Raw genomic sequence first — 12903 nt, 5'->3', positions numbered from 1 at the left:
CCGTCCGGACCGGGCGGCAGGCGCCGGCCGGGCTAGGTTTCCCCGTGGCGCCGCAGGGCCCATTCCACGTGCTCGCGGACCAGCTCCGAAGGGAACCCGCGGCGCGCCTTCAGCGCCTCCAGCACCGGGATGGTCGAGGGCGCGTTGCCCAGCCCCACCGCCAGGTTGCGCAACCAACGTTCGTAGCCGGCGCGGCGCAGCGGCGAACCCTCGGTGCGGCCGAGGAACTCCTCTTCGCTCCAGAGGAACAGTTCGGCGAGTTCGGCGTTGTCCAGGCTGTGGCGCGGCTGGAAGTCGCCCTGCCCGGTGGGGCGGGCGAAGCGATTCCATGGGCAGACGATCTGGCAGTCGTCGCAGCCGAATACCCGGTTGCCGATCAGTGGCCGCAGCTCCAGTGGAATCGCGCCCTTGTACTCGATGGTCAGGTAGGAGATGCAGCGTCGCGCGTCCAGTCGGTAGGGGCCGACGAAGGCCGCGGTCGGGCAGATGTCCAGGCAGGCCGAGCAGCGTCCGCAATGCTCGCTGTCCATCGCCGGGTCGACGGGTAGCGGCATGTCGACGAACAGCTCGCCGAGGAAGAAGTAGCTGCCGGCCTTGCGGTTGAGCACCAGCGTGTTCTTGCCGATCCAGCCGAGGCCGGCCTGTTCGGCGATGGCCTTTTCCAGCACCGGCGCGCTGTCGACGAAGGCGCGGAAACCGAACGGGCCGACTTCGGCCTGGATGCGCTCGGCCAGTTGTTGCAGACGCTTGCGGATCAGCTTGTGGTAGTCGCGGCCGAGGGCGTAGCGCGAGACGTAGGCTTTTTCCGGTGTCGCGAGGACCTGCGCCATGCGCGTGTCGCCGGGCAGGTAATCCATGCGCAGGGAGATCACCCGCAGCGTGCCGGGAACCAGCTCGGCAGGTCGCGAGCGCTTGCTGCCGTGCGCCGCCATGTAGTCCATCTCGCCGTGGTAGCCGGCCTCCAGCCAGCGCTGCAGGTGCGCTTCGTGCTCGCCCAGCTCGACGTCGCTGATACCGACCTGCTGGAACCCCAGCTCGCGGCCCCAGTCCTTGATGGACTGGGCGAGGCGGGCAGGGTCCGGCGGGGAAAGGTTGTCGGCCAGAGGTTGGGGAGTCATGGGAGGCAACGAAGACGAGGGAAAGCGAAATGGGATAGGTATAATTCTGCCAGACTGCGCGCCTGACGCCGAATCGATCCGATGACCATGACCTTCCAGCACGACGACCTGCCACTCGCCCTCTATTCCGCCGCCCAGGTGCGCGACCTGGATGCGCGCCTGATCGCTGCCGGCACGCCGGGCTTCGAACTCATGCAGCGCGCCGCCCACGCCGCCTGGCGTGCCTTGCGCCGCCGTTGGCCGGAGGCCGCGGCGCTGACGGTGCTCGCCGGGCACGGCAACAATGCCGGCGACGGCTACCTGATCGCGGCGCTGGCGCAACGTGCGGGTTGGCGAGTGCGGGTGCTGGCGGTCGCGGCGCCGCAACGGCTTGCCGGCGACGCGGCGCAGGCGCATGCCGCCGCGCTGGCGACCGGGGTCGTGGTGGAGCCCTGGAGCGAGTGCGCCGTGCTCGAGGGCGTAGTAGTGGATGCATTGCTCGGCACCGGCCTGGCAGGTGCCGTGCGCGAGCCCTTTGCGCAGACCATCCGCCTGGCCAACGCCGCCGACCTGCCGGTGCTGGCGGTGGATATTCCTTCCGGCTTGAGCGCCGACACCGGCGCGGTATTGGGGGAAGCGATCAGGGCGGATCTGACAGTGACTTTCATCGGCCTGAAGATCGGGCTGTTCACTGGCGAGGCGCCGGCACGGGTCGGCGAGCTGGTGTTCGACGAACTCGGTAGCGACGCCGTCGTGCTGCAAGCGCTCCAGCCCCGGGCCCGCCGCCTGGCGCGAAATGCCCTGCCGAGGCTGGCAGCGCGGCCGCGGACCGCACACAAGGGGCTGTTCGGCCACCTGCTGGTGGTCGGCGGCGACACCGGCATGGGCGGGGCCGTGCTACTGGCCGCGGAAAGCGCCCTGCGCTGCGGCGCCGGGCTGGTCTCGGCGGCGACCCGCGTCGAACATGTGCCGGCGTTGCTGAGCCGTTGTCCCGAGGTCATGGCCCATGGCGTGGCGTCGGCGAACCAACTGCTGGCCCTTGCCGAACGCGCCAGCGTGCTGGTGCTCGGTCCCGGGCTTGGCCAGCGCGCCTGGGGTCGCAGCCTGCTGAGCGCTGTCCGGTCGCGACCGTTGCCGCAGGTCTGGGATGCCGACGCGTTGAACCTGCTGGCCCTGGAACCGGTCGGAGCAGGGCCGCAGACATGGATTCTGACGCCGCATCCCGGCGAGGCCGCGCGCCTGTTGGGTCGCTCGACCGCCGAGGTGCAGGCGGATCGTCCGGCGGCGGCGCTGGAACTGGCGCGTCGCTACCAGGCGGTGGTGGTGCTGAAGGGCGCCGGCAGCCTGGTCGCCGCGCCCGACGGACGACTCGCCGTCTGTTCCCAGGGGCATCCGGCGATGGCCGGCGCCGGCCTGGGTGACGTGCTGTCGGGCATCACCGGTGCCTTGCTGGCCCAGCGCATGGAGGCGTTCGAGGCGGCCTGCCTGGCGGTCTGGCTGCATGCCGCCGCCGGTGAGCGGCTCGGCGCCCAGGGTCGCGGGCTGGCGGCGACCGATCTCATACCTACCGTTCGTCAGTTGCTCGAGGAGTGCAGTCCGTGTCTGAAGTGATCCTGTCCGCCGAAGGGGAAGACGCGATGCTCGAACTGGGCGGGCGCATCGCCCGGGTCAGCGGGGGGCAGGGGGTGATCTACCTGCATGGCGACCTCGGCGCCGGCAAGACCACCCTCTCGCGCGGCATCCTGCGGGGCCTCGGCCATGCCGGCTCGGTGAAAAGCCCGACCTTTACCCTGGTCGAGCCTTACGAAATCGGCGAGCTGCGCGCCTACCATTTCGACCTGTACCGGCTCGCCGATGCGGAGGAATTGGAGTTCTTCGGCATCCGCGACTATTTCGACGGCAGCGCACTCTGTCTGATCGAGTGGCCCGAGCGCGGTGCGGGCGTTTTGCCAACCGCCGATCTGGACATTACCATTACTGCCCAAGCGGGTGGACGGACACTGCGCCTGGTACCGCACGGTGCGCGGGGCGAAGCCTGGTGTGCCACCCTGACCATGGGAGCATGAGAAAAACGATGGGTTGGGGCTTGCGTCTGCGGACGTTGTTGACTGGGGTGATGATTCTGCTGGCCTGCCAGGTCGGCGAGGTTCTGGCCGCCGCGCAAATCAAGAGCGTGCGGATCTGGCGCGCTCCGGACAACACCCGTCTGGTCTTCGATCTCTCCGGTCCGGTGCAGCACAGCCTGTTCACCCTGGCCGCACCCAACCGTATCGTCATCGACGTCAGCGGCGCCCAGCTGGCGACCCAGCTCAACGGTCTCAAGCTCGGCAACACCCCGATCACCGCGGTGCGCTCCGCCCAGCGCACGCCCAACGACCTGCGCATGGTCCTCGACCTGTCGGCGCAGGTCACCCCGAAAAGCTTCGTCCTGCCGCCCAACCAGCAATACGGCAACCGCCTGGTGGTCGATCTCTACGACCAGGGCGCCGACCTGACCCCGGACGTACCCGCGACGCCGACCCCGAGCGTGCCGGTCACTCCGGTGACGCCGACCCAGCCGGTGGCTAAGCTGCCGCTGCCGACCAAGGGCGGTACCCGCGATATCGTCATCGCCATCGACGCCGGCCACGGCGGTGAAGACCCTGGCGCCCTTGGCCCGGGCGGGCTGCACGAGAAGAACATCACCCTGTCGATCGCTCGCGAGCTGCAACGCCAGATCAACCAGGTGCGCGGTTACCGGGCCGAGCTGACCCGTACCGGCGACTACTTCATCCCACTGCGCAAGCGCACCGAGATCGCCCGCAAGAAGGGCGCCGACCTGTTCGTCTCGATCCATGCCGACGCCGCGCCGAGCCGCAGCGCCTTCGGTGCCTCGGTGTTCGCCCTGTCCGACCGCGGCGCCACTTCGGAAACCGCGCGCTGGCTGGCCGACAGCGAGAACCGTTCCGACCTGATCGGCGGCGATGGCAGCGTCAGCCTCGGCGACAAGGACCAGATGCTCGCCGGCGTGCTGCTCGACCTGTCGATGACCGCCACCCTCTCGTCGAGCCTGGACGTCGGCCACAAGGTGCTGACCAATGTCGGCCGCATCACTTCGCTGCACAAGCGTCGTGTCGAGCAGGCCGGGTTCATGGTGTTGAAGTCGCCGGACATCCCGTCGATCCTGGTGGAAACCGGCTTCATCTCGAACGTCAACGAGTCGCGCAAGCTGGCCAGCGCCAGCCATCAGCAGGCTTTGGCGCGTTCGATCACCAGCGGCATCCGCCAGTATTTCCAGCAGAGCCCGCCGCCCGGCACCTACATCGCCTCTTTGCGCGCCCAGGGCAAGCTCTCCATGGGGCCGCGCGAGCACGTGGTGCGGCCCGGAGAGACCCTGGCGATGATCGCCCAGCGCTATGAAGTGAGCATGGCCGCGCTGCGCAGCAGCAACAGCCTGTCCAGCGACAACCTGAAAGTCGGCCAGGCCCTGTCCATCCCGAGCACCGCCCTGGCGGCCCAGTGATGAGTGAAGCACCGCGTATCCAGCTGCTGAGTCCGCGGCTGGCGAACCAGATCGCCGCCGGTGAGGTGGTCGAACGTCCCGCCTCGGTGGCCAAGGAACTCCTGGAAAACAGCCTTGACGCCGGTTCCCGGCGCATCGACGTGGAGGTCGAGCAGGGCGGCATCAAGTTGCTGCGAGTGCGCGACGACGGTCGCGGCATCCCCGCCGACGACCTGCCGCTGGCCCTGGCTCGCCACGCCACCAGCAAGATCCGCGAGCTGGAAGACCTGGAGCGGGTGATGAGCCTCGGCTTCCGTGGCGAGGCGCTGGCCTCGATCAGCTCGGTAGCGCGCCTGACCATGACCTCGCGCACCGCCGACGCCGGCGAAGCCTGGCAGGTGGAAACCGAGGGCCGCGACATGCAGCCGCGGGTACAGCCGGCGGCGCACCCAGTGGGGACCAGCGTCGAGGTTCGCGACCTGTTCTTCAACACCCCGGCGCGGCGCAAGTTCCTGCGTGCCGAGAAGACCGAGTTCGACCATCTGCAGGAGGTCATCAAGCGCCTGGCGCTGGCCCGCTTCGACGTGGCTTTCCACCTGCGCCACAACGGCAAGACCATCTTCGCCCTGCACGAGGCGCGAGACGAGCTGGCCCGCGCGCGCCGGGTCGGCGCGGTGTGCGGCCAGGCATTCCTCGAGCAGGCGCTGCCGATCGAGGTCGAGCGCAACGGCCTGCACCTGTGGGGCTGGGTCGGCTTGCCGACCTTCTCCCGCAGCCAGCCGGACCTGCAGTACTTCTATGTGAACGGGCGCATGGTGCGCGACAAGCTGGTCGCCCACGCGGTGCGCCAGGCTTATCGCGACGTGCTGTACAACGGCCGGCATCCGACCTTCGTGCTGTTCTTCGAAGTCGATCCGGCGGTGGTGGACGTCAACGTGCACCCGACCAAGCACGAAGTTCGCTTTCGTGACAGCCGGATGGTCCATGACTTCCTCTATGGCACCTTGCATCGTGCGCTGGGCGAGGTCCGTCCCGACGACCAGCTCGCGCCGTCCGGGGCGACCAGCCTGACCGAGCCGCGACCGACCGGCGCTGCCGCCGGCGAGTTCGGCCCGCAGGGCGAGATGCGCCTGGCCGAGAGCGTGCTGGAGAGTCCGGCGGCACGGGTGGGCTGGAGTGGCGGCTCGTCGGCCTCCGGCGGCTCCTCCGGCTATTCCGCCTACACCCGGCCGGAGGCGCCGCCTTCTCTGGCCGAGGCCGGTGGCGCCTACAAGGCCTACTTCGCGCCGTTACCCGCGGGCGAGGCGCCAGCCGCGTTGCCCGAGAGCGCCCAGGACATCCCGCCGCTGGGTTACGCCCTGGCGCAGCTCAAGGGCATCTACATCCTCGCCGAGAACGCCCACGGCCTGGTGCTGGTGGACATGCACGCGGCCCACGAGCGGATCACCTACGAGCGCCTCAAGGTGGCGATGGCCAGCGAAGGCTTGCGTGGGCAGCCGTTGCTGGTGCCGGAGTCGATCGCGGTCAGCGAGCGCGAGGCGGATTGCGCGGAAGAGCATTCCAGCTGGTTCCAGCGCCTGGGCTTCGAGCTGCAGCGCCTGGGGCCGGAAAGCCTGGCGATCCGGCAGATCCCTGCGCTGCTCAAGCAGGCGGAGGCGACCCAGTTGGTGCGCGATGTCATCGCCGACCTGCTGGAGTACGGCACCAGCGACCGTATCCAGGCACACCTGAACGAGTTGCTCGGCACCATGGCCTGCCATGGCGCGGTGCGCGCCAACCGGCGCCTGACCCTGCCGGAAATGAACGCCCTGTTGCGCGACATGGAAATCACCGAACGCAGCGGCCAGTGCAACCATGGGCGTCCGACCTGGACCCAGTTGGGCCTGGACGAGCTGGACAAGCTCTTCCTGCGCGGACGCTGAGCCTTGCAGCTTCGGGCGCAAAGCCCGAAGCTATGCGCTTTGTCCAAGAGCTTTCCGATGTCTTCCCTGCCTCCCGCCATCTTTCTCATGGGGCCGACCGCCGCCGGCAAGACCGACCTGGCGATGGCGCTGGCCGATGCGCTGCCCTGCGAGCTGATCAGCGTCGACTCGGCGCTGATCTACCGCGGCATGGATATCGGTACGGCCAAGCCTTCCCGGGAGCTGCTGGCGCGCTATCCGCACCGCCTGATCGATATCCGCGACCCGGCGGAGAGCTATTCGGCCGCGGAATTCCGCGCCGACGCCCTGGCGGCGATGGCCGAGGCCACCGCGCGCGGCAGGATTCCCCTGCTGGTGGGGGGCACCATGCTCTATTACAAGGCGTTGCTCGAGGGCCTGGCCGACATGCCCGGCGCCGATCCCGAGGTGCGCGCGGCGATCGAGGCCGAGGCCCTGGCCGAAGGTTGGGAGGCGCTGCACCGGCAACTCGCCGAGGTCGACCCGGAGTCGGCTGCGCGCATCCACCCCAACGACCCGCAGCGACTGATGCGGGCGCTCGAGGTGTATCGCCTCGGCGGGGTGTCGATGAGCGACCTGCGTCGCCGGCAAAGCGCTGAAAAGGCGGATTTTGACGCGTCAGGCAGGAATCAATTGCCGTATACTGTCGCTCAGCTGGCGATTGCTCCCGAGCAGCGCCAGGTGTTGCACGCGCGGATTGCGCAGCGTTTTCGCCAGATGCTGGAACAGGGTTTCATCGCCGAGGTCGAAGCACTGCATGCCAGAAGTGACTTGCATGCAGGATTACCGTCTATTAGAGCCGTGGGTTACCGTCAGGTGTGGGATTACCTGGATGGCAAGCTGTCCTACGCTGAAATGACCGAACGCGGCATCATCGCTACCCGCCAGTTGGCCAAGCGCCAGTTCACCTGGCTGCGAAGCTGGAGCCATCTACACTGGATGGACAGCCTAGCAGGTGACAATCTGCCGCGTGCCTTGAAATACCTGAAAACGGTCTCCATATTGGCCTGAGACCTTAATTTGTCCGTCTGTTTCCGGAGCGAGACCGGAGTTTGGACGGCGCCAAGTCACCCTATTCGACTACTTCAAACTACGATCCTTAAAGGAGTGCGGCACATGTCAAAAGGGCATTCGCTACAAGACCCTTACCTCAATACCCTGCGGAAAGAACGCGTCCCGGTTTCCATCTATCTGGTCAACGGCATCAAGCTGCAAGGCCAGATCGAGTCCTTCGACCAGTTTGTCATCCTGCTGAAGAACACCGTCAGCCAGATGGTTTACAAGCACGCGATCTCCACCGTGGTACCGAGCCGTCCGGTGCGTCTGCCGAGCGGTGACCAGCCGGCCGAGCCGGGCAACGCTTGACGGGAGTCCGCTTTGTTCTTTGAGCGCCCAGGTGGTGGGGAACAGGCTGTTCTGGTGCATCTGGAAGGGCAGAACCCCGAGGCGCGTGAAGACCCGCAGGAGTTCCAGGAGCTGGTGCGTTCGGCCGGCGCGGAAACGGTGGCATTCGTCAGCGTCTCCCGCCACCAGCCGAGCGCCAAATATCTTATCGGCAGTGGCAAGGTCGAGGAGTTGCACGACCTGGTCAAGGCCGAAAACGTCGAGCTGGTGATTTTCAACCACACCTTGACGCCCAGCCAGGAGCGCAACCTCGAGCGAGCGTTCGAGTGCCGCGTACTCGACCGGACCGGGCTGATCCTCGACATCTTCGCCCAGCGCGCACGTACCCACGAAGGCAAGTTGCAGGTGGAACTGGCGCAACTGGAGCACATGAGCACGCGGCTGGTACGCGGCTGGACCCACCTCGAACGGCAGAAAGGCGGTATCGGCCTGCGCGGTCCGGGCGAGACCCAGCTGGAAACCGACCGACGCCTGCTGCGCGTGCGCATCCGCCAGATCAAGCAGCGCCTGGAGAAGGTCCGCAGCCAGCGCGAGCAGGCTCGACGCGGGCGCAAGCGCGCGGATATCCCGGCGGTCTCCCTGGTCGGCTATACCAACGCCGGCAAATCGACCCTGTTCAATGCGCTCACCGCCTCCGAGGTGTATGCCGCCAACCAGTTGTTCGCCACCCTCGACCCCACCCTGCGTCGCCTGCAACTGGACGATCTCGGGCCGGTGGTGCTGGCCGACACGGTGGGCTTCATCCGTCACCTGCCGCACAAGCTGGTGGAGGCCTTCCGCGCTACGCTGGAAGAGTCGAGCAACGCCGACCTCCTGCTGCACGTGATCGACGCCTACGAGCCCGAACGGGATGCGCAGGTCGAGCAGGTGCTGGCGGTGCTCGGCGAGATCGGCGCCAACGAATTGCCGATGCTCGAGGTCTATAACAAGGTCGACCTGCTACCCTCGGTCGAGCCGCACATCCAGCGCGACGATTCCGGCAAGCCGGTGCGCGTCTGGCTGTCGGCGCAGACCGGCGAAGGCCTCGACCTGTTGCGCCAGGCCATCGCCGAGCTGCTCGGCGAGGACCTGTTCGTCGGGACCTTGCGCCTGCCCCAGCGGCTCGGGCGCCTGCGCGCCCAGTTGTTCGAACTGGGCGCGGTGCAGTCCGAGGCGCACGATGAGGAAGGTTGTACCCTGCTGCAGGTGCGCCTGCCGCGGGCCGAGTTGAACCGCCTGGCGAGCCGCGCTGGCTGGCAGCCGGCGGAGTTCGTTGCGCAACACACTTTGCAATAAAGCCCGTATCGCTGCTTTTGGCAGCGGGCAGGGCATTCGGTAGCATGGGTGGCCGCGCCGCAGGCGCGTTTCGCGTTACTAGATGGAGAGCGCTATGGCTTGGAACGAGCCGGGTGACAACTCGAACAACAACGATCGAGACCCGTGGGGAGGCCGCCGCGGTGGTGGTGGCGGCGGTGGTGACCGCAAGGGGCCGCCCGACCTGGATGAGGCTTTCCGCAAGCTTCAGGACAGCCTGAACGGGCTGTTCGGTGGAAAAAAACGCAGTGGCAACGGTTCCGGCTCCGGTTCCGGCGGCAAGGGCGGTGGCCTGGGCCTGTTCGGCATCGGCCTGGCGATCCTCGCCGTGCTCTGGCTATACAACGCCATCTATGTGGTGGACGAGCAGGAGCAGGCGGTCATCCTGCGCTTCGGCAAGTATTACGAGACGGTCGGTCCCGGCCTGAACTTCTACTTCCCGCCGATCGACAAGCGCTTCCAGGAGAACGTCACCCGCGAGCGTGCGTACAGCAAGCAGGGGCAAATGCTCACCGAGGACGAGAACATCGTCGAAGTGCCGCTGACCGTGCAGTACAAGATCAGCAACCTGCAGGACTTCGTGCTCAACGTCGACCAGCCCGAGGTCAGCCTGCAGCAGGCGACCGAGAGCGCGCTGCGGCATGTCGCCGGTTCCACCACCATGGACCGGATCCTCACCGAAGGCCGCGAGCAGATGGCGACCGAGGTGCGCGAGCGCCTGCAACGCTTCCTGGATACCTACAGGACCGGTATCACCGTGACCCAGGTGAACATCCAGAGCGCCCAGGCCCCGCGTGAGGTGCAGGAAGCGTTCGACGACGTGATCCGGGCCCGCGAGGACGAGCAGCGCGAGAAGAACCAGGCCGAAGCCTATGCCAACGGCGTGGTGCCGGAGGCGCGTGGCCAGGCTCAGCGCATCATCGAAGAAGCCAACGGTTACCGCGACGAGGTGATTTCGCGCGCCCAGGGTGAGGCGGATCGCTTCTCCAAGCTGCTGGTGGAATATCGCAAGGCTCCGGAAGTGACGCGCGAGCGTCTGTACCTGGACACCATGCAGGAAGTCTTCAGCCAGACCAGCAAGGTGCTGGTGACCGGTCAGCAGGGGCAGAACAACCTGCTCTACCTGCCGCTGGACAAGATGATCGATGGTCGTAACGCCGCGCCTGCTACGGGTGCCGGTGCTTCCGCCGGTGGTGGCAGCGCCAGCGCTTCCGACCTGGGGTCGCGGATCGTCAACGATCTGCGCCAGCAAGACGCGCGTACGAGGGAGAGCCGCTGATGGGCAACAAGTCTTTGATCGCTCTGATCGTCGGTGTCGTCGCCGCCATCGTCCTGTGGAACAGCGTCTACGTAGTCCAGCAGACCGAGCGCGCGGTCATGTTGCGCTTCGGCCGGGTGGTCGAGTCCGACGTCAAGCCGGGCCTGCACTTCAAGATCCCGTACGTCAACCAGGTGCGCAAGTTCGACGCTCGCCTGCTGACCCTGGATGCCCCGACCCAGCGCTTCCTGACCCTGGAAAAGAAAGCGGTGATGGTGGATGCCTATGCCAAGTGGCGGGTGGCGGATGCCGAGCGCTTCTACACCGCTACCTCGGGCCTCAAGCAGATCGCCGACGAACGCCTGTCGCGGCGTCTCGAAGCGGGTCTCCGCGACCAGTTCGGCAAGCGTACCCTGCATGAAGTGGTATCGGGCGAGCGCGACGCGCTGATGGGCGACATCACCGCTTCGCTGAACCGCATGGCGCAGAAGGAGCTGGGTATCGAGGTGATCGACGTGCGGGTCAAGGCCATCGACCTGCCGAAGGAAGTCAACCGCAGCGTCTTCGAGCGGATGAGCACCGAGCGTGAGCGCGAGGCCCGCGAGCACCGCGCCAAGGGTCGCGAACTGGCCGAAGGCATTCGTGCTGACGCCGATCGCCAGCGCCGGGTAATCGTTGCCGAAGCCTACCGCGAGTCGGAGGAGACCCGCGGTGACGGCGACTCCAAGGCTGCCGCGATCTACGCCAAGGCCTACAACCAGGATCCGGAGTTCTATTCCTTCTACCGTAGCCTGAAGGCGTATCGCGAAAGCTTCGCCGAGAAGCGCGACGTACTGGTGCTCGATCCGAGCAGCGAGTTCTTCCGCTATCTGAACAAGGCCAACAAGTAATACTCGGTTCTCCGGCGGGCGGCAGCGCCCGCCGGAGAAATCGTGTTATGATGAGCCAGCCGGGAAATCCCGGCTTTTTTGCGTCCGCGAGAATCATGTGGCAGGAATTCGGCATCGCTTTTTGTCTCGTGCTGGTGCTGGAAGGCATCCTGCCGTTCCTGTGTCCGCGACAATGGCGCGAGGCGGTCACCGGCATCGGCCGGCTGAGCGACCGTCACCTGCGTCTCGTGGGGCTGGGCAGCATGCTGCTCGGCACCCTGCTTCTTTACTGGATTCACTGATGATGTGCCGCCCGGCTGAAAGGGGAGAGGCGAAATGGCAACGGTAGACCGCTGGCTGCTGCCAGATGGGATCGAAGAGGTGCTGCCCCCGGAGGCGGCGCGCATCGAAGCAGCCCGCCGTCAGGTGCTGGATCTGTTCCACCGCTGGGGTTACGAGTTCGTCGTGACCCCGCATATCGAATACCTGGAGTCGCTGCTCACCGGCGCGGGACAGGATCTTGACCTGCGCACCTTCAAGGTGACCGACCCGGCGTCCGGCCGGCTCATGGGTTTCCGTGCCGACATTACGCCGCAAGTGGCGCGGATGGATGCGCACAGCCTGCGCCGCGAGGGACCGAGCCGCCTGTGCTATGCCGGCAGCGTGCTGCATGCGCAGCCGCGCGCGCTGTCCACTTCGCGTAGTCCGATCCAGCTGGGCGCCGAGCTGTACGGCGATCCGAGCCCCGCCAGCGATGTCGAGGTGATCAGCCTGATGCTGGAAATGCTCGAGATGGCGGAAGTGCCGGACGTGCACATGGACCTCGGTCATGTCGGCATCTACCGTGGCCTGGCGCGCGCGGCAGGGCTGTCCGGCGAAGTCGAGCAGCAGTTGTTCGATGCCTTGCAGCGCAAGGCGGTGGACGAGGTCGAGGCGCTGACTGCAGACCTGCCTGCCGAGCTGCGCGGCATGTTGCGTGCGCTGGCCGAGCTATGCGGCGGCCGCGATGCGCTGGAGCAGGGCCGTGCCCGTCTGGCGGCGGCGCCGGCCGATGTCCAGGTGGCGCTGAACGAGCTGATCGAGATCGCCGATTCGCTGGCCGGGCGCTTCCCCGGCTTGCCGCTGTATTTCGATCTCGGCGAGCTGCGTGGCTATCACTATCACACCGGCGTGGTGTTTGCGGCCTTCGTGCCCGGCGTTGGCCAGTCCATCGCCCAGGGCGGTCGCTATGATGATATCGGTGCCGATTTCGGGCGCGCCCGCCCGGCCACCGGTTTCTCCACCGATCTGAAAAGCCTGGTCACTCTCGGCCAGGCCCGGTTGGACCAGGCTGTATCGGGTATCTGGGCGCCGGCCGAAGGGGCCGGGCTCTGGCAGGCGGTGCAACGACTGCGCCGCGACGGGCAGCGTGTCGTCCAGGCTCTGCCCGGGCAGGATGCGGCTTCTGCGCGCGAGGCGGGCTGCGACCGGCAGCTGGCGCTGCGCGATGGCAATTGGCAGGTGGCGCCGCTGGCGTCCTGAGATTCCGCCGGCCGCGGCCGGCATCGAACTTCCACGATGG

At 67.1% G+C, this 12903-nt stretch carries 12 protein-coding genes; 11 read left to right on the top strand and 1 reads right to left on the bottom strand.

Annotated features, from left to right (window positions below; all coding sequences use genetic code 11):
* Positions 1-32: 32 nt before the first annotated feature.
* On the bottom strand, positions 33-1118 hold the full coding sequence (gene queG / locus AC4OR5_RS23220) for a tRNA epoxyqueuosine(34) reductase QueG (protein WP_003110324.1): 1086 nt from the start codon (positions 1116-1118) through the stop codon (positions 33-35).
* 81 nt (positions 1119-1199) lie between these two features.
* Between queG and AC4OR5_RS23215 the strand changes: the two genes are divergently transcribed.
* The 11 genes from AC4OR5_RS23215 to AC4OR5_RS23165 all read left to right on the top strand — a co-directional run bounded on the left by AC4OR5_RS23215 (position 1200) and on the right by AC4OR5_RS23165 (position 12863).
* Complete coding sequence (locus AC4OR5_RS23215) at positions 1200-2708, top strand: NAD(P)H-hydrate dehydratase (protein WP_079384301.1); 1509 nt, start codon at positions 1200-1202, stop codon at positions 2706-2708.
* Positions 2696-3163: a tRNA (adenosine(37)-N6)-threonylcarbamoyltransferase complex ATPase subunit type 1 TsaE gene (tsaE, locus tag AC4OR5_RS23210; protein WP_003095664.1), complete on the top strand. Its 468-nt coding sequence runs from the start codon at positions 2696-2698 to the stop codon at positions 3161-3163. Before AC4OR5_RS23215 ends, tsaE begins: the two co-directional genes overlap by 13 nt.
* Before the next feature lie 8 nt (positions 3164-3171).
* Positions 3172-4599, top strand: a complete 1428-nt coding sequence (gene amiB / locus AC4OR5_RS23205) for an N-acetylmuramoyl-L-alanine amidase AmiB (protein WP_003123571.1) — start codon at positions 3172-3174, stop codon at positions 4597-4599.
* Positions 4599-6500, top strand: a complete 1902-nt coding sequence (gene mutL / locus AC4OR5_RS23200; RefSeq protein WP_023126709.1) for a DNA mismatch repair endonuclease MutL — start codon at positions 4599-4601, stop codon at positions 6498-6500. Before amiB ends, mutL begins: the two co-directional genes overlap by 1 nt.
* 57 nt (positions 6501-6557) lie before the next feature.
* The gene (gene miaA / locus AC4OR5_RS23195) at positions 6558-7529 is read left to right on the top strand and encodes a tRNA (adenosine(37)-N6)-dimethylallyltransferase MiaA (protein WP_003135563.1); all 972 of its coding nucleotides are present in this window, start codon (positions 6558-6560) and stop codon (positions 7527-7529) included.
* Positions 7530-7634: 105 nt separating this feature from the next.
* Positions 7635-7883 (top strand): RNA chaperone Hfq, encoded by a 249-nt coding sequence (gene hfq, locus AC4OR5_RS23190; RefSeq protein ID WP_003095657.1) that lies wholly within the window; start codon positions 7635-7637, stop codon positions 7881-7883.
* A 12-nt stretch (positions 7884-7895) separates the two neighbouring features.
* Positions 7896-9197 carry a ribosome rescue GTPase HflX gene (hflX, locus tag AC4OR5_RS23185; protein WP_003095652.1) on the top strand — a complete coding sequence of 434 codons (1302 nt, stop codon included), beginning with the start codon at positions 7896-7898 and terminating at the stop codon, positions 9195-9197.
* 94 nt (positions 9198-9291) lie between these two features.
* Positions 9292-10494 (top strand): FtsH protease activity modulator HflK, encoded by a 1203-nt coding sequence (gene hflK / locus AC4OR5_RS23180; protein WP_003106427.1) that lies wholly within the window; start codon positions 9292-9294, stop codon positions 10492-10494.
* Entirely contained in the window at positions 10494-11363 is an 870-nt protein-coding gene (gene hflC / locus AC4OR5_RS23175; RefSeq protein WP_003106429.1) for a protease modulator HflC, read from the top strand. Before hflK ends, hflC begins: the two co-directional genes overlap by 1 nt.
* A gap of 95 nt (positions 11364-11458) precedes the next feature.
* Positions 11459-11644 (top strand): DUF2065 domain-containing protein, encoded by a 186-nt coding sequence (locus AC4OR5_RS23170; protein WP_003095647.1) that lies wholly within the window; start codon positions 11459-11461, stop codon positions 11642-11644.
* Positions 11645-11678: 34 nt separating this feature from the next.
* Positions 11679-12863, top strand: a complete 1185-nt coding sequence (locus AC4OR5_RS23165) for an ATP phosphoribosyltransferase regulatory subunit (protein ID WP_003095644.1) — start codon at positions 11679-11681, stop codon at positions 12861-12863.
* Positions 12864-12903 lie beyond the last annotated feature (40 nt).

The sequence above is a fragment of the Pseudomonas sp. YA1 genome, assembly GCF_058680555.1.
The sequence above is the reverse complement of the archived record's forward strand: the minus strand, read 5'-3'. Positions and strand labels throughout refer to the sequence as shown.

Excerpts from the sequence above, each read along its gene's own strand:
- queG (WP_003110324.1), bottom strand. The coding sequence starts at position 1,118 with ATGACTCCCCAACCTCTGGCCGACAACCTTTCCCCGCCGGACCCTGCC.
- AC4OR5_RS23215 (WP_079384301.1), top strand. The coding sequence starts at position 1,200 with ATGACCATGACCTTCCAGCACGACGACCTGCCACTCGCCCTCTATTCC.
- amiB (WP_003123571.1), top strand. The coding sequence starts at position 3,172 with ATGGGTTGGGGCTTGCGTCTGCGGACGTTGTTGACTGGGGTGATGATT.
- mutL (WP_023126709.1), top strand. The coding sequence starts at position 4,599 with ATGAGTGAAGCACCGCGTATCCAGCTGCTGAGTCCGCGGCTGGCGAAC.
- miaA (WP_003135563.1), top strand. The coding sequence starts at position 6,558 with ATGTCTTCCCTGCCTCCCGCCATCTTTCTCATGGGGCCGACCGCCGCC.
- hfq (WP_003095657.1), top strand. The coding sequence starts at position 7,635 with ATGTCAAAAGGGCATTCGCTACAAGACCCTTACCTCAATACCCTGCGG.
- hflK (WP_003106427.1), top strand. The coding sequence starts at position 9,292 with ATGGCTTGGAACGAGCCGGGTGACAACTCGAACAACAACGATCGAGAC.
- hflC (WP_003106429.1), top strand. The coding sequence starts at position 10,494 with ATGGGCAACAAGTCTTTGATCGCTCTGATCGTCGGTGTCGTCGCCGCC.
- AC4OR5_RS23170 (WP_003095647.1), top strand. The coding sequence starts at position 11,459 with ATGTGGCAGGAATTCGGCATCGCTTTTTGTCTCGTGCTGGTGCTGGAA.
- AC4OR5_RS23165 (WP_003095644.1), top strand. The coding sequence starts at position 11,679 with ATGGCAACGGTAGACCGCTGGCTGCTGCCAGATGGGATCGAAGAGGTG.